This is a genomic window from Pseudoxanthomonas sp. LH2527 (assembly GCF_022539275.1).
In the GTDB taxonomy this organism is placed as follows: Bacteria; Pseudomonadota; Gammaproteobacteria; order Xanthomonadales; family Xanthomonadaceae; genus Pseudoxanthomonas_A.
Genome location: NZ_JAKZBW010000042.1, coordinates 1 through 25,228 on the forward strand (window position 1 = coordinate 1; position 25,228 = coordinate 25,228).

Here is a 25,228-nt window from a genome sequence, read left to right on the forward strand (position 1 = left end):
TGGCGAGCTTGCTCTCCCGCGGTCGTAGCACCCAAGGTGTGACGCTCGACCACGCCGGCTCTCGGCATCTAATCTGGCAGATCGCCAAGAGATAAGGGTGCCGAAGGCGGGTGAGGGGCGAACGGAGAGGAAGTGCTTCGGCGCCCGGTGGGTTACCGCGCCCTGCCCCTCATCCGCCCATTCGGGCACCTTCTCCCCGCTATCGCAGGGAGAAGGAGACGTTCAACGCGGAATCGCGAACTGGCTGGCCTCGACGCTCCCCGCGCCGCGCGGCTGCGCGCTGATCAGCGCATTGGCCGGCAGTTCCCGGCTGCCATCCAGCGTGGCGTCGACCTGGTCCAGGGCCGCATAGACATAAGGCAGCAGCGGGACATAACGGGCGCCGTACGCCGGCAGGGCGAGGAAGCCATCAAAGTGCTGCGCATGCCGCACCTGCCAGTAGCGCACGTCGGGGTTGGCGGCGCGTGCGGCCTCCACGTACGGCACGCTGGAGAAGGCCGGCGGCACCAGTCCATCGTCCAGACCATGGATCACCACCACCGGGCGGCGCGTGCGCGGGAAGCGGGCCGCGGTCTGCGCGATGCCGGCCTGCACCCGGCGTGCATCGTCGCTGCTGCCGGTCTGCAGCGCGCGCAGCCACTGCAGGCCCGGCAGGGTGAAGTCCGGCGCGGCGAGCTTCGTGTCGACGATACCGACCCCGGCCCCCGGCGGAATGCCGCTGCCCTCAGACCACCACGCGGCACGCTCGGCGGCACTGGCGGCGCGCGCGCTGAAATCGGCGTTCTGCGCCGAGAATGCAAAGCCGCACGGATGCTCGCCCACACCGTAGCGTCCGTACGCGGAGGCGTATGTCACCGCGACCGCGCGCCACAGGTCGAAGCCGACGCTCAGCGCGCCGGCGACGAGCGCCTCGTCGGTCCAGCCGTTCGCCTTCAACTGCGCGCGTGCCGACGCGGCCTGCGCCTTCGCGTCCGCACCGGTCACCAGGCCGGCCGCTTTCAACGTGGCGCAGCGCGCAGCCCACAGCGGTTCGACCTGCGCGCGCAGCGGCGGCTGCGGCAGCGAATCCGCCGGCAGGTCCAGCAGCGCGCACGGCATCAGCAAGGCGGCTTCGGTGGTGTAGTCGTACAGCGAACGCGCCCCCGGTGCATCGGCCGCATGGATGTTGGGCTCGCCGGCGACCACCGCGTCCAGCCAGCCGCCCTCTTCTTCGCTGGCACGCAGCACCGCGCCGCCACCATTGGAAATGCCCACGGCGATCACGCGGGTGTTGTCGAAGCGGAACGGCGCGGCCTGCGGAAAGGCCTGGTCGAGCGACGCCAGCGCAAACTCGGCGGCCTGCTTCACGTGCCGGCCCCAGTCCGCTTCCGGATTGTCCTTGGAATGCGCGTGCTTGACCGCCACGCCACTGGCGCCGACCGGTGCGTCGGGCACGAAAGCGAGCTGGTCGACACCCAGTTCGCCGATCGTGCCGTCCTCGCGCGCGCCGCGCTGTTCGTCCAGATCGAAGTAGTCGGTGCCCGCACCCTTGTCGGTATAGGCCACGGCACAGCCCTTCGGCAGTGCCCACGGCGCCGCCACGGCGATGGCGCCGTAGACACCGCGCGAGCCCGACGAGGCGGTGACGACGATGCAGCGCTTTCTGATGTCGAAATTGTCCGGCACCTGCACTAGCACGCGATGCGGCTGGGACGCACCCGGCACTTTCGCCAGTGCGGAATACTCGCGTCCCGGCACGCTGGCCACGCTGCCGTAGGCCTGGCCGTAACCCCCGGTCAGCGACAGGTCGGCGATGCCGCGCCAGTTCGCCCAGACCGCGCGGCGGCGCAGTTCGGCCGGGGTCGGCTGGGCCGGGTTCGCGAACGCGGGCGCCGCCATCGCGCGCAGACCGTCCAGGCCCAGGCCGGCGGTGAGCAGGTCGTCGCTGCCACGGTGCTCGGTGACGCGCTGGGGCTGGATCATGTGGGCCACCGCTTCAGGCTTGGGGGGCGCGCTGCTGCAGGCCGCCAGGGCCGCGCCGAGCAACACACCACAGGAAATGCGTGTCTTCGCGTTCATGCGTGGAAAGCATCCAAGGTTCCGGTCAATGCCACGAAACTACGCTTCGCGGGAAGCGCCGTCATCGTACTTTGGTACCACGAAGCGCGCGCGCCTGCCTGCTACCCTAGCGACGACACGCAGGAGTTCCCCATGCAGCCCACCCACACCCTCCTCATCACCGGCGCCGCCAGCGGCATCGGCGCCGGCATCGCCGCGCAGCTGGCCGAAGCCGGCCGCCACGTGATCGTCAGCGACCTCAACCTCGAGGCGGCCGAAGCGGTTGCCACGCAGATCCGCGCCGAAGGTGGCTCCGCCGAGGCGGTCGCCCTGGACGTCACCTCGCAGGACAGCATCGACGCCGCGCTGGCCACGATCTCGCGGCCGATCGACGTGCTGGTCAACAACGCCGGCCTGCAGCACGTCTCGCCGCTGGAGGACTTCCCGATCGAGAAATGGGATTTCCTGGTGCAGGTGATGCTGGTCGGCGTGGCCCGCCTGACCCGCGCGGTGCTGCCCGGCATGCGCGAACGCGGCTTCGGCCGCATCGTCAACATCGGCAGCATCCACGCCTTGGTCGCCAGTCCGTACAAGAGCGCATACGTCGCCGCGAAGCACGGCCTGGTCGGCTTCTCCAAGGTGCTGGCACTGGAAACCGCCGACACCGACATCACCATCAACACGGTCTGCCCCAGCTACGTGAAGACCCCGCTGGTCGACAAGCAGATCGCCGACCAGGCGCGCACGCGCGGCATCTCCGAGGCCGACGTGGTCAGCCAGGTGATGCTGAAGCCGATGCCGAAGGGCGTGTTCATCGGCCTGGACGAACTGGCCGGCATCACCGCCTTCCTCACCTCGCCTGCCGCGCGCAACATCACCGGCCAGACGATCGTCGTGGACGGCGGCTGGACCGTGCAGTGAGCATCGGACCTTGAAGATCCGCGTCCCGTCGAGAACATGCAGCCTGCTTGCAATCATCGTGCTCGCAGCCTGTAGCGAATCGGCGCCGGAACATCCACTTCGCATCGAGCTCGGACGTCTGTCCGGCTCTCAGGCCAAAGCCTGCGGTTGGGTCGCCGCAGGAGGGGAAACTGACGCAGGTTGGGCCTGTGCCCAAGCGGCCGATGCCGCCGGGCAAGCGTTCTGGTTTGCAATCCAGGGACACGGCGTCGACTCCGAGGTGTGGGATGCGATTGGACGCGACGCGCACGGCATGCGCTACCACCTGCAATACGACTCCAATCCCTATGGCGAAGCGTCGCTGATGCCTCGCTACTTCCGCGACACCTGCCTTGGAGCGTTCCGCGTGAGAAAAGACGAAGGCACTCGACTACAGTGCTCAAGGGCAAGGATAGAGACTCGCCAGATGCAGGCACCCGCCCAATGACTCACGCCGAATGCCCAACCTCCTGATCGCCGACGACCATCCCCTGTTCCGCGCCGCGCTGCGTGGTGCGGCCGCCGATGCCGTGGCGCAGCTGACAGTGCGCGAGGCCGAATCACTGGACGGCGTCATCGCCACGCTGGAAGCGCACGACGACATCGACCTGGTGCTGCTCGACCTGCACATGCCGGGCAACCACGGGCTTGCGGGACTGGCGGCGATCCGCGCGCAGTTCCCCGCGGTCGCGGTGGTGGTGGTGTCGGCGAACGACGACCCACGCGTCGTGCGCCGTGCGCTGGACCATGGCGCCGCCGGTTACCTGCCGAAGAGTTCGGGGCTGGACGAGCTGCGCGATGCCATCCGCAGCGTGCTGGCCTGCGAGCAATGGCTGCCGGCCTCCCTGCGCGGTGCCGTGGCCCGCTCGCAGTCCTCCGCACACGACACCGACCTGGCCGCGCGCCTGGCCAGCCTGTCGCCGCAACAGTTCCGCGTACTGACGCTGGTGGCCCAGGGCCTGCTGAACAAGCAGATCGCCGACCGCCTCGACGTGCAGGAACGTACGGTAAAAGCCCATCTCTCCGCGATCTTCGACCGCCTCGGCGTACGCAACCGCACCCAGGCCGGCGTGGTGCTGCGCGAACTGGAACTGGCGGATCCTGCACGGCAGATCGAATAAGCCCGGATCGTCATCCCGGCGCAGGCCGGGACCCAGAGACTTTCGCTTCCCCTGCATGACGGCAACGCAAGTCGCTCGGTCCCGGCTTGATCCGCCATTCGGCGGTTGAAAGCCGCCGGGATGACGGGACCCCTTCGCCCTTGGGGACGTCATCCCAGCGCACGCTGGGATCCATCTGCGCTTTTGCGGTTGCTTTGGGTTGGACGTACACCAAACAAGATCAAGATGGGTCCCAGCGTTCGCTAGGACGACGGTGTGGGAATCGTCATCCCGGCGCAGGCCGGGACCCAGTGCCTTTCGCTTCCCCTGCATGACGGCCACGCACGTCTCTGGGTCCCGGCTTGATCCGCCATTCGGCGGTTGAAAGCCGCCGGGATGACGGGACTCCCTTCGCCCTTGGGGACGTCATCCCAGCGCAAGCTGGGATCCATTTGCGCTTTTGCGGTTGCTCTGGGCTGGACGCACACAAAACAAGAGCAAAATGGGTCCCAGCGTTCGCTGGGACGACGGCGCGGGATTCGTCATCCCGGCGCAGGCCGGGACCCAGTGCCTTTCGCATCCCTCGCACGATGACGACGCAAGTCTCTGGGTCCCGGCTTGATCCGCCATTCGGCGGTTGAAAGCCGCCGGGATGACGGAACTCCTTTCGCCCTTGGGGACGTCATCCCAGCGCACGCTGGGATCCAAGTTGCTTCTTACGGTGGTTTCGCTTGGGATCTGATACGACGCACTGGAATGCTACGAAGCAAGAGCAAGATGGGTCCCAGCGTTCGCTGGGACGACGGCTGCGGATTCGTCATCCCGGCGTAGCCGGGACCCAGTGTCTTTCGCTTCCCTCGCACGATGACGACGCAAGTCTCTGGGTCCCGGCTTGATCCGCCATTCGGCGGTTGAAAACCGCCGGGATGACGGCAATCCGGCATTGCGTGAAACCTTCATCGCCGTGAGACCGTCATTGGCGATGATCATAATTTCGCCACACATCTTGACAGCCTTGCGCCGCAACGCGCGCCAATGCTTATCCACATGTTGGTCGACAGACCATCCACACCCGGTGTGGACAACCCGAAGACCGTACCGTCATGGCATGGTCAAAAATTCGCCACACATCTTGACAGGCTTGCACCACAAGGCGCCGGCGCGGTTATCCACACGGTTTCCCACGCGCTCTCCACATGCCGTGTGGACAAGCGGATGGCGTGGAACACAGGGCGCCTCACTGTAGGAGCGACGCGAGTCGCGACCGCGGACTTGCGGCGACCTGATTCGTGGAGGGCATGGATCGGGAGAAACGGGATCCGCGGCATCCCTGCTCATCCAGCATTCGGCGATCCTCCTGCCTTCCGGTCGTGACTCGCGTCGATCCTACAGAGGGAAGCCGGCGCTCGGGCAGTCTCAGATGCGAGAGTAATCCCACGACACCATGCGGCCGTCGCGGTACGGCATGACACCATGAAAGCCGCGCGGATCGGCATCGAAGACCAGCGGCAGGAAGTGGCGGTCGCCGTCCCACAGCGGCAGGTCCATGATCTTCTCCACCGGCACCCACTCCAGCGTGCCTTCCGGATTGCGCTCGAACGGCGTTCCGCTGTAGGCCGTGACCACGAAGAGGAAACCCAGCCAGTCCTCGCCGTGCTTGCCGAAGCCCGGCCAGCTGATGGTGCCGCGCAGGCGCATCTCGTCGCAGGTGATGCCGGCCTCCTCGAGGATCTCGCGCCGCATGCCGGCCACCACGTCCTCGTCGCGCTCGATCTTGCCGCCCAGGCCGTTGTACTTGCCCAGGTGCTGGTCGTCGGGGCGCGCATTGCGATGGATCAGCAGCACCTGCGAGCGGTCAGGCGACAGCACGTAACCGAGGGTGGCAACGATGGGGGTGTAGGGCATGGGAACGGTGTCCACGGCAAAGCGCGGAATTTTACCCGCTTCCCTCCGTCATCCCGGCGGCTTTCAACCGCCGAATGGCGGATCAAGCCGGGACCCAGTGCCTTCTGCGCAACCACGAATCCCGGGGAGCGAGTCGCTGGGTCCCGGCCTTCGCCGGGATGACGGAACTTCTTCCACCCCTTGAGGACGTCATCCCAGCGCACGGTGGGATCCATTGCGTTCTGCAGTTGCCCAGCGTTGGACGTGCGCCAAACAAGAGCAGGATGGGTCCCAGCGTTCGCTGGGACGACGGTGGCTGCTACATCCATACGAATCCCGGGGAACAAGTCAGTGGGTCCCGGCTTTCGCCGGGATGACGGAACACCTTTCACCCCCGCGGCGTCATCCCAGCGCACGCTGGGATCCATTGTGTTTTACAGCTGCCCTGCGTTGGACGTACGCCAAACAAGAGCAGGATGGTTCCCAGCGTTCGCTGGGACGACGGTGGCTGCTAAATCCACATGAATCCCGGGGAACAAGTCACTGGGTCCCGGCTTTCGCCGGGATGACGGGACTTCTTTCGCCCCTGGGGACGTCATCCCAGCGCACGCTGGGATCCATTGTGTTTTGCAGTTGCCCTGCGTTGGACGTGCGCCAAACAAGAGCAGGATGGGTCCCAGCGTTCGCTGGGACGACGGTGGCTGCTACATCCCCGCAAATCCTGGGAGGCAGTCGCTGGGTCCCGGCTTTCGCCGGGATGACGGAACTTCTTCCGCCCCTCGAGGATGTCATCCCAGCGCACGCTGGGATCCATTTGCGCTTCTTGCGGTTGCTCTGCGTCGGATCTGATCCAACGCGCTGGAATGCTACGAAGCAAGAGCAAGACGGGTCCCAGCGTTCGCTGGGAAGACGGTGCCCGTTACATCGCCCGCGCCGCCAGCAACCGGTCCAGCACCGACTTCAGCGCCAGCGGCCGCACCGGCTTGGCCAGCAGCGGCAGTTCGGCATCGCGCACGGCGCGGCGGACCGCTTCGGTCTGGTCGGCGCTGAGGATCAGGCAGGGACGGTGGCCGTGCGAGGCACGCAGGCGCTGGGCCAGCGCGACGCCGGTATCGCCATCGTCCAGGTGGTAATCGAACAGCCACAGGTCGGCCGCCTGCGCGCGCAACGCGTCTTCTGCGGCAGCGCCGGCGCGGGCGGTGGCGACGCGACATCCCCACCCTTCGAGCACCTGCTGCAAGGCGGACAGCGCAACGGGATCGTTGTCGACCGCAAGTACATGGCGACCGGCGAGGCCCGGCTTGCCGAACGCCACCGGCGCGGCAACGGGTGCGGTCACCCGCGCCAGATCGACCGCGAAGACAGTGCCGCGTCCCACCCGGCTGCGCAGCGACAGCGGCGCGTCCAGCAGCGCCGCGATGCGGTCGGCGATGGACAGTCCCAGGCCCAGGCCCTGCCCCGGCACATCGTCGCCGCGCCGGAACTCCTCGAAGATGCGCCGCTGGTCGGCCTGCGCGATGCCCGGGCCGGTGTCCCATACCTCCACGCGCACGTCGTCGCCGGTACGGCGCACGCCCAGCCGCACGCCCCCGCGCGCGGTATAGCGCACGGCGTTGGCGAGGAAGTTCTGCAGGATGCGCCGCAGCAGCTGCGGGTCGGTATGCACCCACGCCCGCGTCGGCACCATGGCGAACGACAGGCCGCGCTCGTGCGCCAGCACGCGGAACTCCGACGCCAGCGGTTCCAGTACCTCCATCAACGGCAGGTCGCGCGGCTCCGGCAGCAGGCCGCCCGCTTCCAGCCGCGACATGTCCAGCAGGCCGGTCAGCAGGTCGGTGGTGGAATCCAGCGCGCCGCGCACCTGCAATGCGGTCTCGCGCTGGCGCGGCTCCGGCAGCTGCTGCGACAGCGCATCGGTGAACAGTTGCGCCGCATGCAGCGGCTGCAGCAGGTCGTGGCCGATCGCGGTCAGGAAGCGGCTCTTGGCGTCGTTCGCGTGCTCGGCTTCGCGCTTGGCATGCTCCAGCAGTGCCGTGCGCTCGACCACGCGCTGCTCCAGCGTCTCGTTGGCCTGCTTCAGTTCGCGCTCGGCCTGCCGCGACGCGGTGACGTCGGTATAGGTGGCCACGAAACCGCCGCCCGGCATCGGATTGCCGCGGATCTCCACGATGCTGCCGTCGGGAAAGACGCGCTCGGTCAGGTGCGGCGTGCCGGCGCGCATGAAAGCGAGCCGCCGTTCCAGCGCACGCTCGTCCCACCCGCGTTGCGGCATGCGCTGCAGCGCCCAGCGGGTCAGGTCGGCGATCGGCCGCCCCACCTGCAAGACCTCCGGCGGGAAGCCGAACATCTGCGCGTAGCGCCGGTTCCATGCCACCAGCCGCTGCTCGCGGTCGATCACGCTGATGCCCTGGCTCATGTTCTGCAAGGCCGCTTCCAGCACTTGCTGGTTGAAGCGCAGGTCCTGCGAGACCTCGCCGACGATGGCGGCCACGGTTTCCAGGTCGCCGCTTTCGCGCCGCGCCGCATCCAGCAGCAGGCGCGCCGACGCCGAACCGAGTACGGCTGCCAGTTCGCGCTCCAGCCGTGCCTCGATGGGTGCCGGAACCGGGCCGCTGCGGGGCGCATCGGACAGCAGTTCCTCCACGCGTTCGCGCGAGAGGAAGCGACGGCCGGCATCGCGCAGCGTCTTCGCATCGAAACCACGGCTGTCGGCGCGGCGCGGCGCGCTGCCGTGCCAGCCCGTCACCAGGAACGTCACTGCGGTGCCGAGGAACAGGCTGACGCCGACCGCCCGACCCAGCCGGCTCCAGCCGGTCAGGCCGAAGAAGCCATCGGGCGACAGGCTGGCCAGACCGAACGGACCACTCTGCAACCACGCCGGCGCCACGCCGCGCGCATCCATCGCCACCGGCAACAGCAGCAGCCACATCCAGACGGCGAACGCGGCGACGATGCCGGCGATCACCGCGCGCGGCGGCGTCTGCGGACGCCAGATCGCAAACCCCAGCGCCGGCGCCAGCGTGGCCAGCGCCGAGAACGACACCGCGCCCACGTCGGCCAGCGCGTCGTTGCCGGCGACCAGCCGGCTGTACGCCCATGCCAGCAGCATCACCGCCACGATGCCGACGCGGCGTTGCGCCAGCACCGCACCACGCAGGTCGCCGCCGCGACCGCGCAGCCAGCCGCCGCGCAGCAGGCCGGGCGCCAGCCAGTGGTTGCCGATCATCAGGCTGAGCGTCAGCGTGCTGACCACCACCATGCCGGTGGCCGCGCTCAGGCCGCCGAGGAAGGCCAGCAACGCCAGGCCCTGGTGGCCTTGCGACAGCGGCAGTGCCAGCACGTAGAGATCGGACGGTACGGCATCGCCGAACATCGCCCCGCCCGCCCGCGCCAGCGGCAGCAGCGGCGCGGCCATCAGCACCATGTACAGCGGGAACAGCCAGCGCGCGGTGCGCACGTGGCGCTCGTCGCGGCATTCCACCACGCCCACGTGCACCTGGTGCGGCAGGGTGAACATCGCCAGCACGCCCAGTGCCACCAGCGGCAGGAACCCGTAGGTGGTGGACGGCGGTGCCGAGGGCACCGGCGGCGCCGGCGGCAGGTCCGGCAATCCGAACCAGACGAACAGCCCCAGCGCCAGCATCGCCGCCAGCTTGAACAGCGACTCGAACGCCATCGCCAGGATCAGCCCGCGGTTGTGTTCCACCGCACTCGCGCGTCGCGTGCCGAACAGCATGGCGAACACCGCCATCGCCAGCGCCACGTACAGCGCGCTGTCCTGCCACGCCGGCAACGCGTCATTGCCGGGCGAACGCGTGAGCAGCGCGAAACTCATCGCCACCGCTTTCAGCTGCAGCGCGATGTAGGGAATCAACCCCAGCGCGGCGACCAGCGTCACCGCCGCGGCCAGCCAGCCGTCCTTGCCCAGCCGCGTGGCGATCAGGTCGGCCAGCGAGGTGGCGTTCGACTCGCGCGCCATCCGCACCAGCCGCACCAGCAGGAACGCACCGAACACGTACAGCAGGATGGTGCCCACGAAGGTCGGCGGCAGCGGCCAGCCATAACGCGCCGCCTGCGTCACCGTGCCGAAGAACGTCCATGACGTGCAGTACACCGCCAGCGACAGTGCGTAGATGTACGGCCATTGCACCGCCAGCACATGCGGCCGACGCTCGGCATACAGCGCCGTACCGAACAGCACGCCCAGCCACAGCAGCCCCGCCAGCACCACCATGCCGACGCTCAGCATGCAGCCCCCCACGTAGCGTGCGCTGCGCGCACGACCTCGCGATGCTCCCATCCATGCGAAGAAAGCACGGTAGCGTCCGACGCCGCCTCGCCACCGGACCAAACGGGATGCGTGGAGGCTTCCGTTGTCGTGCGCACGGCGCACGCTACCTCGTCGGCGATGCTCGCGGACGCGAGACCCACAGCGAAGACCCGACCCACCGTAGCGTGCGCCATGCGCACGACCTCGCGATGCCGGACTCCACGCGAAGACAGCCCGGTCGCGTCCAACGCCGCATCACGGCTCGAACCCACATGAAGCATGAAAGGTTCCGTGGTCGTGCGCATGGCGCACGCTACGTGGCGGAAACGCCGACGCGACGACACGCAACCCACCGTAGCGTGCGCCATGCGCACGACCTCCCGATCCCCGAACCGGCACATCGGCCCCACCGCGACATTCGACGCAGCGTCGCAGCCGGGCCGTGCGAGGCGCATGGCGGATTCGGCGATGCGCGCAGCGCACGCGACAGGACGGGATGGCATGCGCGGGAGCATAACGCAGCAACGGCGGGCTTTCGCCCGCCGTTGCCGTTCCCGCATCGTCGTCCTGCGCGTGCTCAGAAGTCGTAGCGCGCGGTCAGGCTGTACTGGCGCGGCGGGCCGTAGAAGCCGGACAGGACGCCGAGCGCCGCCTGCAGGTTGTAGCCGGTGGTGCGGTATTCCTCGTCGGCCAGGTTGGTTCCCTGCAGCGAGAACGTCCACGCGTCGTTCGCGCGCCAGACCACGCCGGCGCCGAGCAGGCCATAGCCGGGCTGCTTGATCGCCTCGCTGAGGTCGGTGGTGGGATAGACCTCGGACTGGTAGGAGTAGGTCACCCGCGCGGACAGGTTGCCGCCATTGGCGAGGTCGGTGCGGTACTCCACGTTGAGCGCACCGGAGAACTCCGGGGCATTGGTGAAGTACTGCGTGTCGGCGACATTGACCCCGCCGGTGATGAACTCGTCGTACTTGGCATCCAGCCAGGCCAGGTTGCCGCTGATCAGCCAGTTCGCCGTCGGCAGGAACTGGTATTCCACTTCCGCGCCGTTGACGTTGCCCTTGCCGGCGTTGGTGAAGTCGCCAAAGAACTGCGGGTTGCCGTTGCCGTCGATGTACTGCGTGAACACCGACAACTGGATGTCCTCGTACTTGTTGTGGAACGCCGACAGGTTCAGGAACAGGCGCTGATCGAGGAACGACATCTTGCTGCCCACCTCGAAGCTGTCGACGCTCTCGTCGTCGAACGGCTCGCCCGAGCGCGGCACCGCCGTGGTGTTGGCGCGGATGTTGTAGCCACCCGACTTGAAGCCGCGCGACGCCAGGCCGTACACCATGATGTCCGGCGTGACCTGGAAGTCCAGCGAGACCTTCGGCGAGACGTTCTTGAAGTTGATGGTCTTGTCGAAGTTGGCGGCCACCACGCCGTTCGGCACCGTGAACGTGGCATTCGTGTAGCCGATGTTGTAGGCCACCGCATGCTTGTCCTCGTCGGTGTAGCGGGCGCCGACGTCCAGCTTCAGGCGCTCGGTCAGGTCGAACGTCCAGTCGGTATAGACCGACACGCTGCTGGTGTTCACCACGCCCTGGGTGTCGCCGAAGCTCAGGCCGAAGAAGTTGTTCAGCACCTGTCCGCCGGCATCGCCATCGAAATGGTAGATGCCGACCACGCCGCGCGCGCGACCGCCGCCATCGTAGTTGGCCTGCACTTCATTGGTCACCTGGCTGTCGCTGTAGAACGCCTTGACGTCCGCGACCGGGAACGGGGTCATGTCGAAATCGATGTTGGTCTCGGTATCCGACTCGCGCTTGGCGACGACGTACTTGAACGCCCAGTCCTCGTTGGGACGCCAGTTCACGGTCGCCGACAGTCCCTTCATCTCGGTGTCGTTGACGTTGGGCATGGCGCTGTAGATGTCGTAGCGGCTGTCCATCGGCGTATAGGCCGACAGGCCCGGGAACAGGAAGTTCGCCGTCGGGCTGGTGTTGACCGACAACAGCTTGCCGCCGCGCACGCCGGACTGGTCGTCCAGGTAGTCGAAGGCGAACTGCACGTCGAAATCGTCCTGCGAGTACGCGCCCAGCTGCATGCGGACCGCATTGATCTCCTTGTCGCTGATCTCCTGGCCGTTGAACCTGTTCTCGCCGACGCCGTCGCGGTTCATGCTGGCCACCGACACGCGGCCGCGCAGGCCGCTGTCCTTGCCGCCGATCTCGCCACCCAGCGCGGCCTTCACGTCCAACTGGTTGTAGTTGCCCACGGTGACCGAGGCGAAGCCGGTGGTCTCCTGCGGCAGGCCGCGCGAGATGTACTTGATCGCGCCGCCGATGGTGTTCTTGCCGTACAGCGTGCCCTGCGGGCCGCGCAGCACTTCGATGCGCTCCACGTCGAACACGTCCAGCAGCGCGCCCTGCGGACGGGCGATGTACACGTCGTCCAGGTAGATGCCCACGCCCGGGTCCACGCCCCACAGCGGATCGGCCTGGCCCACGCCGCGGATGTAGGCGGTGACCGTGCTGGTCGAGCCGCGCGCGGCATAGACGGTCAGGTTGGGCACCTGCGCGTCCAGGTCGCCCAGGTCCTTGATGTTGAGCTTGTCCAGCGTCTCCGGCGTGAAGGCGGTGACCGCGACCGGCACGTCCTGCAGGGTTTCCTCGCGCTTGCGCGCGGTCACCTTGACCGAATCGAGCGTGGTGGCGTTGGTGGCGGGCGTGCTGGCGGTCGTTGCGGCGTCCTGCGCCCACGCCACCGGCATGGACGACAACAGGACACAGCCGATGGCCAGGCTCAGGTGCTTGCGCTTCATGGGTCTCCCCCTCCCGGGTATGACAGAGCGGCGGACGGATGCCGCCGATTGCAGCGAACACTAGGGCCGGGGCCGCGCGGGCGGCATCGTACCTTCGTACAGTGGGCCGGGCACCGGGCCGCTGCCGATACTCGCCGCACCGAAACCGGCGCTTGGCCGAGGAGTGCTGGATGTCGTTCCTGATCGTGCTGGCCGCGCTGTGCTTCCTGATGTTCGTGGCCTACCGCGGCTACAGCGTCATCCTGTTCGCGCCCATCGCGGCCCTCGGCGCGGTGCTGCTGACCGATCCCTCGCTGGTCGCGCCGATGTTCACCGGCCTGTTCATGGACAAGATGGTTGGCTTCCTGAAGCTGTATTTCCCGGTGTTCCTGCTGGGTGCGGTGTTCGGCAAGCTGATCGAGATCTCCGGCTTCTCCAAGGCGATCGTCGCCGCCACCATCAAGGTGGTCGGTGCGCAGCGCGCCATGCTGTCCATCGTGCTGGTCTGCGCGCTGCTGACCTACGGCGGCGTGTCGCTGTTCGTGGTGGTGTTCGCGGTGTATCCGTTCGCCGCCGAGCTGTTCCGCCAGAGCAACATTCCCAAGCGGCTGGTGCCCGGCACCATCGCGCTGGGCGCGTTCACCTTCACCATGGACGCGCTGCCGGGCACGCCGCAGATCCAGAACATCATTCCCACCTCGTTCTTCGGCACCACTGGCTGGGCCGCGCCGGTGCTGGGCACGCTCGGTGGCGTGTTCATCCTGATCGTCGGCATGAGCTACCTGGAATGGCGCCGCCGCGTGGCCGCGCGCAACGGCGAGGGCTATGCCGGCAACGACGAGCTGCGCAACGAGCCGGAGCCGTTCAAGGGCGACCGGCTGGCGCATCCGCTGGTCGCCATCCTGCCGCTGCTGCTGGTGGGCGTGGCCAACTTCCTGTTCACCCGCTGGATTCCCGGCTTCTACGGCGAGACGCAGTCGTTCGTGCCGGCGGTGATCGGCAGCCCGGCGCCGGTGGTGCAGGACGTGGCCAAGGTCGCCGCCATCTGGGCCGTGCAGGGCGCGCTGCTGGTGGGCATCGCCTCGGTCATCCTGTTCGCGTGGAAGCCGGTGTTCGCCAGCTTCGCCGAGGGTACGAAGAGCGCCATCGGCGGCGCGCTGCTGGCGTCGATGAATACCGCCTCGGAATACGGCTTCGGCGCGGTCATCGCCGCCCTGCCCGGCTTTCTGGTGGTGGCCAACGCACTGCAGGCCATTCCCGATCCGCTGGTCAACGAAGCCATCTCGGTCACCGCGCTGGCCGGCATCACCGGCTCGGCCTCGGGCGGCATGAGCATCGCACTGGCGGCGATGGCCGACAGCTTCATCGCCAACGCCAATGCGGCGGGCATTCCGATGGACGTGCTGCACCGCGTGGCCTCGATGGCCTCCGGCGGCATGGACACCCTGCCCCACAATGGTGCGGTCATCACCCTGCTGGCGGTCACCGGCCTCAGCCACCGGCAGTCGTACAAGGACATCTTCGCCATCACCCTGATCAAGACCGCGGCGGTCTTCGTGGTGATCGGCGTGTTCTACGCCACCGGTTGGGTCTGACGCCGTATATGGCGTGACCGGCCTGTGCGCGCGGTCGCAAACGGCGCGCGGCTCTTGGCCAATACTTCCCGCATTCCGGGGAAGGCAGGGAAATCCGCATGGCGTACTACACCGTCCCGTGGCGTCGGCTCTTCGCGCGCGGGTCATGGCGGCGCAAGACCGTCACCACGCGCGCCCGTCTCGACGCCCGTGTGCAGGCGAAACCGCAGCCGGCCCCGCCCAGCCTCGACACCCAGGTGCGCCAGCGCCTGAACCGCCTGTACGGCTGGAAAGGCGGCGAGCGCGCCAGCCCGAAGGACACCACGCCCGCGCCGGAAACGGCCGCCGTCGCCGCCGAGAGCGGCGGCCGGGTGATGATGGGCCAGTCGAACCCGCGCCTGGTGACGATGGCGCGCCCGCCGTTCGCGGTGCAGGCGCTCAACAACCTGGGCTACGGCGCCACCGCTGCGACCGTCGCCGAGTTCAACGCGCTGGGCAGCAACAACGCGCAACGGCTGGCCAATTACGTGGACTGGCAGCTCAACTGGGACGCGATCGACGACAGCGCCGTCACCAACCGCCTTACCACCGGCGGCTACACCACGCTCAACAAGTCGCTGGCGCAGCTGTGGGCCGACCACGTGGTGGCGGACCCGGAGCACGGCGTCCGCATGCGGCCGGCCACCGAAGTGCAGCGCGCCGCGTTCGTGCGGGCGGTTTACTCGCGGCGGCAGCTGCGCGAAGTGCTGGTCAATTTCTGGCACGACCACTTCAACGTGCAGGGCACCGAGTTCAGCATCGGTCCGGTGTTCGTGCATTACGACCGCGACGTGATCCGCGCCAACGCCAAGGGCAACTTCCGCACCATGCTGGAAGCCGTCGCCCAGAGCACGGCGATGCTCTACTACCTGGACAACATCAGCAATTCGCGCTCCGGCCCCAACGAGAACTTCGCCCGCGAGCTGCTGGAGCTGCACACCTTCGGCGCGGAGAACTACCTGGGCTTCATGGACCCGTTCCAGGTGCCGCCCTGCCCCGAGGACCCGGCCTACCCGATCGGCTACACCGACATCGACGTGTACGAGACCTCGGCCGCGTTCACCGGCTGGTCGGCGAAGAACGGCCACTGGCAGTTCCCCAGCGAGAACGACGGCACCTTCGTCTACCGCCAGTCCTGGCACGACGCCGGCCCCAAGTTCCTGCTCGGCATGCTGATCTATCCCGAGCAGCCCGCGCTGAAGGACGGCCGCGACGTGCTGGACCGCCTGGCCAGCCATCCACGCGTGGCCAAGTTCATCTGCAAGAAGCTGATCCGCCGCTTCATCAGCGACACGCCGAAGCAGGCGCTGATCGACAGCGCGGCGGCGATCTTCCGCGCCAACTGGCGTGCGCCCAACCAGATCGAACTGGTGCTGCGGCACATCCTCAATTCCGACGACTTCATCAACAGCTTCGGGCAGAAGAACCGCCGCCCGTTCGATTGCGCCGTCGCCGCCATGCGCACGCTCGGTGGCGACTGGACGATCCGCCCGGACCACGGCCGCAGTGGCGACTTCATGTGGCTGTACGGTTTCACCGGCCACACGCCGTACAACTGGGCCGCGCCGAACGGCTATCCCGATACCGGGCTGGCGTGGTCGGGTTCCAACTCGTACGCCATGACCTGGCGCCTGCTGGGCTGGTTGACCGAAACCCGCGACGGCGACGTGCCGCTGCATCCCGTCGTCGACACCACGCGCGCCAACGTGCCGGTCGCCAACTGGACCGCCAACAATCTGGTGACCTTCTGGTGCACGCGCATCCTGGGCTACCAGCCCGAGGCCGCACGCAAGCAGGCGCTGGTCGCCTTCATGGCGCAGAACGGCGACCACAACAGCTACGTCATCACCGACACCAACACCTGGCAGGGCAGCGACCTGAAGCGGCACTACAACCACGAGCGCCTGCGCAGCCTGGTGGCGCTGATCCTGATGACTCCCGAATTCATGAGCCGCTGAGGCCCCGATGACCGACTTCCGACTGACCCGACGCGAGTTCGTCAAAGGCTGCGGCGCAGCCGCCATCGTGGGGACCACCGGCGCCAGCCTGATGTTCGCCGATCCCGTCGATGCCGCCGTCAACAGCTACGACACCGTCGTGCACCTGTTCCTGCGTGGCGGCATCGACGGCCTGAACCTGGTGGTGCCCATCGACGGCGTGGACCGCGGCTTCTACGAGGAAGCGCGGCCCAGCCTGCAGATCGCCACCAGCGGTGCCTACGGTGCCTTGCCGCTGACGCTGTCCGGCGGCGCCGGCACCGGCTTCGGCCTGCATCCCTCGGCCAGCGGACTGCGCGACCTGTGGAACGACGGCAAGATGGCCATCGTGCATGCCTGCGGCATGGCGACCACGGTGACGCGCAGCCACTTCGATGCGCAGCTGTACATCGACCTGGGCACGCCCGGGAAGTACGGCTCGCCGAGCGGCTGGATGACGCGTGCGTGGGAAACCCGCCCCAACGGCAGCGGCACCCTGCCCGCGCTCGGCGTGGGCGGCACGCAGCCGGCCGGCCTGATGGGCGCCATCGACGCGATGACGATGAGCAGCCCCGGCGACTTCTCGCTCAACACCACCGCGTGGAGCTGGCAGCGCACGCGCAGCGATTCGCCCAACGGACTGCGCGGTGTCAGCGAAACCGTGGCCTCGCTGTGGAACGGCCAGACCGGCATGGAAAGCAGCGGACGCCGCGCCGACGGCGCGCTGCGCCTGATCGGCCAGCAGGGCTACGCCAGCCTGCCGGCGACCTGGCCCAACAACAACTTCGCGCAGCAGCTGTGGACCATCGCGCAGACCATCCGCTTCAACCTGGGCCTGCGTTACGCCACGCTGGATCTCGGTGGCTGGGACACGCACGAGGGCCAGGGCACGGCGGGCAGCGGCTACCACTACTACCAGAACAAGATCGCCGAACTGTCCGCCGCGCTGGCGGCGTTCTATGCCGAGCTCAACGGCACCGGCGAGATGGCGCGGGTGACGGTGGTGGTGCAGTCGGAATTCGGCCGCCGCGTGCGCGCCAATGCCAACGGCGGCACCGACCACGGCTACGGCAATCCCATGCTGGTGCTCGGAGGCCCGGTGAACGGTCGCCGCTTCTACGGCAGCTGGCCCGGCCTGAATCCGGAAATCCTCTCGCCCACGTTCGGCGACGTGCCGGTGACCACCGACTACCGCCGGGTGATGTCGGAGATCCTGATCCGCCGCATGGGCAACGCCAACCTCAGCCAGGTCTTCCCCGGCTACACCGGCTATGCCCCGCTCGGCCTGGTGCAGGGCACCGACCTGGCACCCAAGGCGGAAGGCGCCACGACCACCGCCACGTCGATTCCGTCGCTGGTGGTGCCGGATGCACCGTCGTCGGCGCCGGCGATGGAAGCACCCACCGAGCGCGTCGTGCCTGACTGGCAGCGGCGTGGACCGGTGGATCGGATGCTGGTGCGAAGGGAGCGGTGAGGCCACTGCTTGTCCGCCGCCGGCGTGTGTGCTGAGGTAAGAACATCGTCGAGGACGTCAGGAGACAGTGCATGGAAGCCCAGGGTCGCAAGCGTGCGTGGATACTGTCCGCTTGCTTGATAGCTATCGCAGCCGGCGTCGGCTGGTGGAGCGGACGCGCGAGCGTCATCACGTCAGCGGAGCCGGCGAAGGCCGTTCCTGCTCCTTCTGGCCCTTCCGCTCCTCGCGCTTCTTCCGATCCCGCGATCCCTCTACCGAGCACTGGCGCTCGTGTTTCTGCCGCGTCGGCAACCCAACCGTTACCGGACCTGTCCGCGCCGCTACGCACCACCTTGGCCGAGTTGAAGCGTCGCGCGGACGGCGGCGAGCCCGCCGCCGCCTGTCGTCTCGCGGCGGAAATGGAGTTCTGCGAAGACATCCGCCGCAGACTCGATGAAGCGGCCATCAACCTGAACATGGGAGATTCGTCGAGCCGTACGTTGACCGCGAAGCAACAGGAAATGCGTCGCAACATGCTGCAGCGGGAGACGGAACGCAGCGAGCGTCTGCTGCAGGAAAGCACGCATTGCGAAGGCGTACCCTCGTTTTCCTCCCGCGAACGCGTGCACTACTGGCGCAGCGCGGCGATGGGCGGCAGCTCGGCGGCCATCAACTACTACGTCACGGGGCGTCCATTTCGCCCCGAGAACAGGCTGGCCGACCTGGATGCATTGCGGCAATTCCAACAGGAAGCCGCCAGCATCGCCGAGCGCGGCGTTGCTTCGGGCGATATCCAGACCACGATTGCCCTGGCCGAGGCCTACTCTCCCCTTGGCAGACGCCGCAGCCTGCTCAGCCAGGCGGTTGTACCGGATGCCAGCAAATCGCTGGCGCTCTGGCTCCAGACTCAATCCCTGCTCGACCAACCCCCGCCGGGCGGCCGTCCACAGGGGCAAATTTTTGCCACCATGATCGCCGGGCTCGAAAAGAGCATGGACGCCGCCGCGCTGCGCAACGCACGTGAACAAGCATCGGCCTATCGGCGTGTCGCGCCAACCCCCGCCCTGGTGACGAGCGCGCGCAGCGGCAACGTCATGGCCAGTGGCGGACCAGAAGCGCTGCAGCGTGAATTCTGCAGCCGATGACACATCACCGACGGCGTACCCTCATCCGCCTCGCGCGTGCCACGCCTTCAACAACTCCGCTTCCTTCTCCCGCGTGATCCCCGCATTGAGCTTGGCCTGCCGCTCGGCGGGCAGGCTGCGGAACCACGCCAGCAGGTCCTGCACGGTGGTGGCCAGCGGGCGGAAGGTCAGGCCGGCGGCGATGGCGCGCTGGTTGCTGACCGAGCCGTAGCCGGCGTACTCGCTGTCCTTCGACGGCACCCAGATCGGCAGGCCGACCTGCTGCGCTTCGAGGAACTTCGGGTCCACGTGCGTCAGCGTCATGCCGCCGCCGGTGACCGCCTGGCAGCCGTGCAGCATGGCGTCCATCGACAGCGGGTAATCGGGACCGCAGGCGTTGAACACGCCGGTGGTCCTGGCTTCGGCCAGACGGATCATCCACTCGCCCAGGTCGCGGCCGTCGATGATCTGGATGGGGTCGGTGCCGTCGCCCGGCACCAGGATCTCGCCGCCCTGCGCCACGCGGTGCGGCCAATAGGTGAAGCGGTCGGTCTCGTCGCGCGGCCCCACGATGTAGCCCGGCCGCACGATGGTGACGTGCTTGCCGAATTGCTTGTGCGCCTCGGCTTCGCTCAGCGCCTTCAATGGGCCGTAGAGTCCGCCGATATCGGCGCGCAGCGATTCCTGCGTCTCGGCCATCGCGTCCTTGCCCTTGTACTGCGCCAGCGCGGACGTCTCGGTGATGCCGGGCTTGCTGCCGTCGGCGTAGACCGAGATGGTGGAAATGAAGAGGTAGTGGCCCACGTTGCCCTTCAGCACCTGGCCGGCATCGCGCACCCAGAACGGCAGGCTGGTGGGGTTGTCGATGCAGACATCCCACTTGCGCCCCTTCAGCGCGGACAGGTCGCCGGTGTTGCGGTCACCGTGCAGTTGCTCGACGTCGGCCGGCCACTCCGGCGAGGGGCGCTTGCCGCGGTTGAACAGGGTGACCTTGTGCCCGCGCTTGAGCGCGTAGTCCACCTGGAACGGGCCGGTGAACCCGGTGCCGCCCAGGATCAGGATGTTCAGCGGTTTGGCGGCCTTGCCGACCGGCTTGGCCTCGCTGGCAGCGGACGCGAACGACGGCAGCGCGGCCGCGGCGGCGGCCAGTGCGCCCAGCTTGAACAGGTCACGACGGGTGGTCATACAGTGCTCCCCAGCAACGGACAGGAGCGTGATAGATAGCACCGGCGCCGACGCCCTACCCCTGCCGGAAGTCGGTGTGACTTCCTGTGCGCCCCGTGCGGACACCCTCACGGACGGCCAGGGCACAGCCCGCCGGAGGATGTTCCGCGACACTGCCGAGGCGAGGATGCGCGGAGGTAGCGCGTCGGGGGCCCGGGTGTCAGGCCGTGGCGTGACGCTGACGGTACCGGGGCCCAACGCCGAACCCTTCGGTACGAAAGATGGCCGAAAACATCCAACGCTGGATCTTTTTGATGGAACGGCCGAGCAAAAACATCCAGCGCCGGACCTTTTTGATGGAACGACCGGGCAAAAACATCCGGCGCCGGATCTTTTTGATTGAACGACCGATCGAAAACATCCAGCGCCGGATCTTTTTGATGGAACGACCGATCGAAAACATCCAACGCCGGACCTTTTTGATGGAATGACCGACCAAAAACATCCAACGCCGGATGTTTATGTGAGAAGAAGGGTGCAGGATCGGGGACGTCGATGGCGCTCGGCCGCGTCGCCCCACCGCTCCCGCGCGTTGGTCGCGTGGAAGGTCACCCGAGAGGAGAACCGCGATGCCCGCTTCGCAGTCGTTGATGACCACCCGCCGCGGCGAGTTCCGCACGCTGTACCGCGCCCTCACCCGCCAGCCTGCCGCCTTCGCCGCCACGCCCATCGTGTTCTGCGAAGGCGATTCGTGGTTCTCCACGCCGCTGGCGATGAACCTGCTGGACTGGCTGGTGTTCCCCGCGCCGGAGGATGAGAAGAAAGGCGTACCGCTGTTCGGCGCCGGCGGCCTGTTCTTCCGCACCGAGGACAGCGGCGACCTGGCCCTCGACATGTTCACCGCGCGCGGCATCCGCGACCTGTCCACCTGGTACCGCGGCTTTGCCTTCGACCTCGTGCTGGTGAGCGCCGGCGGCAACGACTTCGTCGACACCTTCCTGCAGACCACGTTCCGCGGCGCCGCGCCGATGAGCCCTGAGGCGGCGCACCAGCGCGTCGTGGCCAGCGGACGCTACGCCGAGGTGCTGGCCCGCTACCGCGCCTTCGTCACCGCCTTCCAGGCGATCCGGCCGCACACGCCGATCCTGGCGCACACCTACGACTACCCGCGCGAACTGGGCCGCCCCGGCCGGCTGACGCTGGGTAACGTGGGCGCCGCCGCGCTGCTGAAGAAAGGCGTGGGTCCGTGGATCGGCAACAAGGTGGCGCACGTGCTGCCGCGCATCGAACAGCAACGCGCGTTCGCCCGCCTGCTGATCGACGGCTTCGTCGACCACGTGCTGGTTCCGCTGCGCGACGACCGCAGCACCGGCAAGGTCTTCGACTTCGTCGACCTGCGTGGCGTACTGACCCGCAGCGACCAATGGTTCGACGAGATGCACCCGACCGGCGCGGGATTCGCCGCGCTCGCGGGGAAGTTCCGCCAGCAGATGCGGGCGAAGCTGGAGATCAAGTTGGGGTGAGGCGCTGCGTGGCTTCGTAGGATGGGTGAAGCGCAGCGGCTCCACCCACCCTACGTTCCTGCAGAACTCACTTGACCCGGAACTCGTCGATCCTGGCATCGACACCCCTCTCGATATCCTGCCATGCACCCAGGTGGCGCCGGGAGAATGTGTAGTGGATCTCTAGGTCATGGCGACCGATCTTGGTGACACTGCATCCGGGCGATGGCGCCTTCACGCGTGGGCATCGCAACATGAAATATCCCTTGCCTTCCCTGATGTAGACATCATCCCCTTTGCTTTCATCCTGTCCTGTGTGGCTATCCCAGTAACGGATCAGGCCATCGAGGTCGCTGGTAAGGGGCTTCAAGCTGCCCGTGCTGTTCATCCTCCTCAGCCATTCCTCCATGGGGTAGAGCGATCCCGGCGGCTGGATCAGGATGTGGATCTTGTTGCCGTGACCGCGTTGTTCGAATTCGCTTCTGACCGATTCGTCGAAGGGCATGAGCCCGGGTACCAGGGCAGTGATGGAGATCGCGCCCACCCGGCTGAACTCCCTCTTGGGATTCGGCCATCGATTGCGCCTCTTGAGCGCATCGTTGTAGTGATAGGCGAGCGGAACCTCGTACCGCTTACCCGCGAGTTCGTACCGCACGGGCATCCGGAGATCGGCGCCATCGCCCCGGTCGTCGACGCAACCGGAAAACAGCACGGTCGACAGGGCGAGCAGCCACCATCGGCGAACGAGCAATGGATGGACGTATCCCGCCCCCTGTCGACGCTTGCACATGGAACTCCCCGTCATGCTTCGCTCCTGCGGTACTTACCCGAGTGGGGCCAAGGCGGCTTTAGCACCGCAGGATGGGTATCGCCTATGGCTCAACCCATCCTGCGGACTACAGATTGGGTTGAGACCTGATTTTCGAGTATCTGCGGGCGGCACGAATGGAAACCAGCAGCAGCGGCAATGGAACCAGGATGTGGATGATGTTCAGCGGCCTCGATCCAGCGGTTGCGCCCATCAGCAGATAGATCGAATAGAGAAACAGGCAGCTCCATGCGATCGCCGCTATCAGATGCTTGGCGTGGTTCAACCTGCGATGGGCGGTGCTTGAGTCCGAAGGATTCACTGGAGGTTTGGTCGGGTCTGTTCGGTCAAGGAGCAAGACGATGGAGCCGAGTATTCCCGCGCGGTACAAGGCCCGTCAATCACCCGCTATCGCGTGCTGCTCGGCTGCGTAGGATGGGTGGAGCGCAGCGGCAAGGTATGCCGCAAGCACGGCATCGCGCAAGGCCGGCTCCAGCTTGTCGTAGTCACCGGCGCGATCCTCGAACTTCCATTCCAGGGATGTGCCTTTGTCGTATCCCGACGCAACTGCATCAAGGACCACGAGAGTGCATGCAGTGAATTCGCGTTCGTGACCTGTCTCAAGATGGTGAGCCGTCAATTCAATGACTTCGTATGGGTACCAGTAGTGGCTCTCTTCCAGTTTTCCATCTTGCTGGATCCAGGAGCAAAGCGCTTCAAGATGTAGATCCGCATCCACACGGTAATCGCGCTCGGCGATGTAGAGAAGCTCATCCGGCGTCAATGACTTGAGGAGCGATGCAAGTTCCATCTTGTACCTGCCATTGGATCTGTAGCTTCGTAGGAAGGGTTGAGTGAGGCGGCTCTCAACGGCAAGGCTTGCCGCTCGGGCTGCCCACTGCCGCGGAGATGATGGGTATCGCTTCGCTCCACCCATCCTACATGCGCGCTAGTGCCACGTATCTTCCAGATACCTCGGCCGGCACGCCAGGTAGCCGCCGATCACCAGGATCACGATGCAACCACCGAGGAACACCATCGGCAGCGTCCAGCCGTGGGTGTAGTCGTGCAGCAGGCCGAAGGCGAGCGGGCCGGCGCAGGACAGCGAGTAGCCCACGCCCTGCATGAAGCCGGACAGCGCCGCCGAGCCTTCCGGTGTGCGCGTGCGTAGGTTGATCATGGTCAGCGACAAGGGGAACGTGCTGGGCCCCAGTCCCAGCAGCGCGACCCACAGCGCCGGGGCCGCCATCGGCGCCAGCAGCAGGCCGGCGAACGCGGCCGCATAGAAGCCCGCGCAGATCACCACCACGATGAAGGGATTGCGCATGCGCACCGCGATCAGCGGCATGCTGAGCGACGCCACCAGGCCGAGCGTGGAGAACAGCGCCACCATCGTGCCGCCCAGCGCCGGCGTGCCGCCGGCCTCTACCAGCAGCTTGGGCAACCAGGTGAACATCGAATACGTCACCAGCGAGGTCATGCCGAACATCAGCGCCATGCCCCACGCCACCGGTGAGCGCCAGGCACGCCCTGTCGGACGCGGCGTCGCCAGCTCGGGCGCTTCGTCGTCGACGGTGACCGCGGCGTCGTGCATCCGCGCGAGCGGGGACGTGCGCTGCCGTTCGCGCCACAGCACCAGGCACCACGGCACTGCCGACGCCGCCGCGAACACCGCCCACAGGCCCAGCGAGATGCGCCAGCCGGCGGCTTCCATCACCGGCACCGCCACCAGCGCCGGCAGGATGGTGCCCGCCTGCAGCACGGTGATGTACAGCGTGCTGACCGTGCCCACGCGATCGGCGAAGTAGCGCTTCACCAGCGGCGGCAGCACGATGTTGCCGATGCCCATGCCGGCCAGCGCGGTCAGCGAAGCCGCCATCAATGCCGTCGTGTCGCCCACCGCGCTGCGCAGCAGCAGACCCAGCATGGCCAGCAACATGGCCAGCAACGCCGTCCGTTCCAGCCCAATGCGATGCGCCAGCGCCGGCGTGGCCACGCCGAACAGCGCGAACGCCGCCGTCGGCAGCATGCCGAACACCCCGGTCATGGTGGCGCCGAACCCGAACGTCCCGCCCAGCATGTCGAGCAGCGGCGTCAGCGAGGTCACTGCCGTGCGCAGGTTGAACGCGGACAGCACGATGCCGAGCAGCACCAAGCCGCGGCCGGACCAGAGGGAGGTGGATGCGGCGGCGCGTGTAGTCGTGGAATCCATGGCGCGCATTATCGTCGACGGCACCTCCGCATACTTTGCATGCACGAAGACGCTGTGTCCTGCGTGATCGTCGATGGCGTGAATCCTTCTCCCCGTGTGCGGGGAGAAGGTGGCCGAAGGCCGGATGAGGGGCGACGAAGCCAAGGGACTCAGAGCGACGGCGGGAACAACGAACAAGACGATGGAAGGAAGAACCACACCCGATGGGTTGCGCGCCATGAACGATCGCGGCTCCGACTGCCCCTCACCCGCCTTCGGCACCCTTATCTCTTGGCGATCTGCCAGATTAGATGCCGAGAGCCGGCGTGGTCGAGCGTCACACCTTGGGTGCTACGACCGCGGGAGAGCAAGCTCGCCACGCCGG

18 protein-coding genes are annotated in these 25,228 nt (G+C 67.2%); 9 read left to right on the plus strand and 9 right to left on the minus strand.

The features are described 5' to 3' along the window. Positions 1–222: 222 nt before the first annotated feature. The gene (locus MMG85_RS17435) at positions 223–1,962 is read right to left on the minus strand and encodes a D-(-)-3-hydroxybutyrate oligomer hydrolase (RefSeq protein WP_241047191.1); all 1,740 of its coding nucleotides are present in this window, start codon (positions 1,960–1,962) and stop codon (positions 223–225) included. A 228-nt stretch (positions 1,963–2,190) separates the two neighbouring features. On the opposite strand from MMG85_RS17435, the gene MMG85_RS17440 reads away from it, so the two are divergent. The 3 genes from MMG85_RS17440 to MMG85_RS17450 are packed head-to-tail and all read left to right on the plus strand — an operon-like array spanning position 2,191 to position 4,097. Next, the gene (locus MMG85_RS17440) at positions 2,191–2,958 is read left to right on the plus strand and encodes a 3-hydroxybutyrate dehydrogenase (RefSeq protein ID WP_241047192.1); all 768 of its coding nucleotides are present in this window, start codon (positions 2,191–2,193) and stop codon (positions 2,956–2,958) included. A gap of 10 nt (positions 2,959–2,968) precedes the next feature. Next, complete coding sequence (locus tag MMG85_RS17445; RefSeq protein ID WP_241047193.1) at positions 2,969–3,424, plus strand: hypothetical protein; 456 nt, start codon at positions 2,969–2,971, stop codon at positions 3,422–3,424. Between the two features lie 10 nt (positions 3,425–3,434). Further along, the gene (locus tag MMG85_RS17450) at positions 3,435–4,097 is read left to right on the plus strand and encodes a response regulator transcription factor (protein ID WP_241047194.1); all 663 of its coding nucleotides are present in this window, start codon (positions 3,435–3,437) and stop codon (positions 4,095–4,097) included. A 1,395-nt stretch (positions 4,098–5,492) separates the two neighbouring features. Here the strand turns inward: MMG85_RS17450 and MMG85_RS17455 are convergent. The 3 genes from MMG85_RS17455 to MMG85_RS17465 all read right to left on the minus strand — a co-directional run bounded on the left by MMG85_RS17455 (position 5,493) and on the right by MMG85_RS17465 (position 13,033). Beyond that, positions 5,493–5,981 carry an 8-oxo-dGTP diphosphatase gene (locus MMG85_RS17455; protein ID WP_241047195.1) on the minus strand — a complete coding sequence of 163 codons (489 nt, stop codon included), beginning with the start codon at positions 5,979–5,981 and terminating at the stop codon, positions 5,493–5,495. 898 nt (positions 5,982–6,879) lie between these two features. Next, complete coding sequence (locus MMG85_RS17460) at positions 6,880–10,209, minus strand: PAS-domain containing protein (RefSeq protein WP_241047196.1); 3,330 nt, start codon at positions 10,207–10,209, stop codon at positions 6,880–6,882. 598 nt (positions 10,210–10,807) lie between these two features. Beyond that, entirely contained in the window at positions 10,808–13,033 is a 2,226-nt protein-coding gene (locus MMG85_RS17465; protein ID WP_241047197.1) for a TonB-dependent receptor, read from the minus strand. 170 nt (positions 13,034–13,203) lie between these two features. Here MMG85_RS17465 and MMG85_RS17470 point away from each other — a divergent pair, with 170 nt between their 5' ends. From MMG85_RS17470 to MMG85_RS17485, 4 genes are all read left to right on the plus strand, one after another. Further along, positions 13,204–14,607, plus strand: coding sequence for a GntP family permease (locus MMG85_RS17470; RefSeq protein WP_241047198.1), 1,404 nt, complete (start codon positions 13,204–13,206; stop codon positions 14,605–14,607). Positions 14,608–14,705: 98 nt separating this feature from the next. Further along, a complete protein-coding gene (locus MMG85_RS17475) occupies positions 14,706–16,583 on the plus strand; it encodes a DUF1800 domain-containing protein (protein ID WP_241047199.1) in 1,878 nt (625 codons plus the stop codon). A gap of 7 nt (positions 16,584–16,590) precedes the next feature. Then, entirely contained in the window at positions 16,591–18,075 is a 1,485-nt protein-coding gene (locus MMG85_RS17480; RefSeq protein WP_241047200.1) for a DUF1501 domain-containing protein, read from the plus strand. A gap of 332 nt (positions 18,076–18,407) precedes the next feature. Continuing rightward, positions 18,408–19,199, plus strand: coding sequence for a hypothetical protein (locus MMG85_RS17485; RefSeq protein ID WP_241047201.1), 792 nt, complete (start codon positions 18,408–18,410; stop codon positions 19,197–19,199). Positions 19,200–19,220: 21 nt separating this feature from the next. Here the strand turns inward: MMG85_RS17485 and MMG85_RS17490 are convergent, their stop codons facing one another. After that, positions 19,221–20,363: an NAD-dependent epimerase/dehydratase family protein gene (locus MMG85_RS17490; RefSeq protein ID WP_241047202.1), complete on the minus strand. Its 1,143-nt coding sequence runs from the start codon at positions 20,361–20,363 to the stop codon at positions 19,221–19,223. A 260-nt stretch (positions 20,364–20,623) separates the two neighbouring features. Here MMG85_RS17490 and MMG85_RS17495 point away from each other — a divergent pair, with 260 nt between their 5' ends. Continuing rightward, a complete protein-coding gene (locus tag MMG85_RS17495) occupies positions 20,624–20,833 on the plus strand; it encodes a hypothetical protein (RefSeq protein WP_241047203.1) in 210 nt (69 codons plus the stop codon). Between the two features lie 138 nt (positions 20,834–20,971). After that, positions 20,972–21,865 carry a hypothetical protein gene (locus tag MMG85_RS17500; RefSeq protein ID WP_241047204.1) on the plus strand — a complete coding sequence of 298 codons (894 nt, stop codon included), beginning with the start codon at positions 20,972–20,974 and terminating at the stop codon, positions 21,863–21,865. A 67-nt stretch (positions 21,866–21,932) separates the two neighbouring features. Here the strand turns inward: MMG85_RS17500 and MMG85_RS17505 are convergent, their stop codons facing one another. The 4 genes from MMG85_RS17505 to MMG85_RS17520 all read right to left on the minus strand — a co-directional run bounded on the left by MMG85_RS17505 (position 21,933) and on the right by MMG85_RS17520 (position 24,864). Then, positions 21,933–22,649, minus strand: coding sequence for a hypothetical protein (locus MMG85_RS17505; protein ID WP_241047205.1), 717 nt, complete (start codon positions 22,647–22,649; stop codon positions 21,933–21,935). 91 nt (positions 22,650–22,740) lie between these two features. Next, entirely contained in the window at positions 22,741–22,938 is a 198-nt protein-coding gene (locus tag MMG85_RS17510; RefSeq protein ID WP_241047206.1) for a hypothetical protein, read from the minus strand. A 111-nt stretch (positions 22,939–23,049) separates the two neighbouring features. Next, entirely contained in the window at positions 23,050–23,463 is a 414-nt protein-coding gene (locus tag MMG85_RS17515; protein WP_241047207.1) for a hypothetical protein, read from the minus strand. A gap of 138 nt (positions 23,464–23,601) precedes the next feature. Next, complete coding sequence (locus MMG85_RS17520) at positions 23,602–24,864, minus strand: MFS transporter (protein WP_241047208.1); 1,263 nt, start codon at positions 24,862–24,864, stop codon at positions 23,602–23,604. Positions 24,865–25,228: the final 364 nt, after the last annotated feature.

Bases quoted from the DNA above. Each gene is read 5' to 3' on its own strand.
- MMG85_RS17465 (WP_241047197.1), bottom strand. From the start codon at position 13,033: ATGAAGCGCAAGCACCTGAGCCTGGCCATCGGCTGTGTCCTGTTGTCG.
- MMG85_RS17440 (WP_241047192.1), top strand. From the start codon at position 2,191: ATGCAGCCCACCCACACCCTCCTCATCACCGGCGCCGCCAGCGGCATC.
- MMG85_RS17500 (WP_241047204.1), top strand. From the start codon at position 20,972: ATGCCCGCTTCGCAGTCGTTGATGACCACCCGCCGCGGCGAGTTCCGC.
- MMG85_RS17470 (WP_241047198.1), top strand. From the start codon at position 13,204: ATGTCGTTCCTGATCGTGCTGGCCGCGCTGTGCTTCCTGATGTTCGTG.
- MMG85_RS17490 (WP_241047202.1), bottom strand. From the start codon at position 20,363: ATGACCACCCGTCGTGACCTGTTCAAGCTGGGCGCACTGGCCGCCGCC.
- MMG85_RS17505 (WP_241047205.1), bottom strand. From the start codon at position 22,649: ATGACGGGGAGTTCCATGTGCAAGCGTCGACAGGGGGCGGGATACGTC.
- MMG85_RS17495 (WP_241047203.1), top strand. From the start codon at position 20,624: ATGGCCGAAAACATCCAACGCTGGATCTTTTTGATGGAACGGCCGAGC.
- MMG85_RS17480 (WP_241047200.1), top strand. From the start codon at position 16,591: ATGACCGACTTCCGACTGACCCGACGCGAGTTCGTCAAAGGCTGCGGC.
- MMG85_RS17435 (WP_241047191.1), bottom strand. From the start codon at position 1,962: ATGATCCAGCCCCAGCGCGTCACCGAGCACCGTGGCAGCGACGACCTG.
- MMG85_RS17455 (WP_241047195.1), bottom strand. From the start codon at position 5,981: ATGCCCTACACCCCCATCGTTGCCACCCTCGGTTACGTGCTGTCGCCT.
- MMG85_RS17475 (WP_241047199.1), top strand. From the start codon at position 14,706: ATGGCGTACTACACCGTCCCGTGGCGTCGGCTCTTCGCGCGCGGGTCA.
- MMG85_RS17460 (WP_241047196.1), bottom strand. From the start codon at position 10,209: ATGCTGAGCGTCGGCATGGTGGTGCTGGCGGGGCTGCTGTGGCTGGGC.
- MMG85_RS17515 (WP_241047207.1), bottom strand. From the start codon at position 23,463: ATGGAACTTGCATCGCTCCTCAAGTCATTGACGCCGGATGAGCTTCTC.
- MMG85_RS17520 (WP_241047208.1), bottom strand. From the start codon at position 24,864: ATGGATTCCACGACTACACGCGCCGCCGCATCCACCTCCCTCTGGTCC.
- MMG85_RS17450 (WP_241047194.1), top strand. From the start codon at position 3,435: ATGCCCAACCTCCTGATCGCCGACGACCATCCCCTGTTCCGCGCCGCG.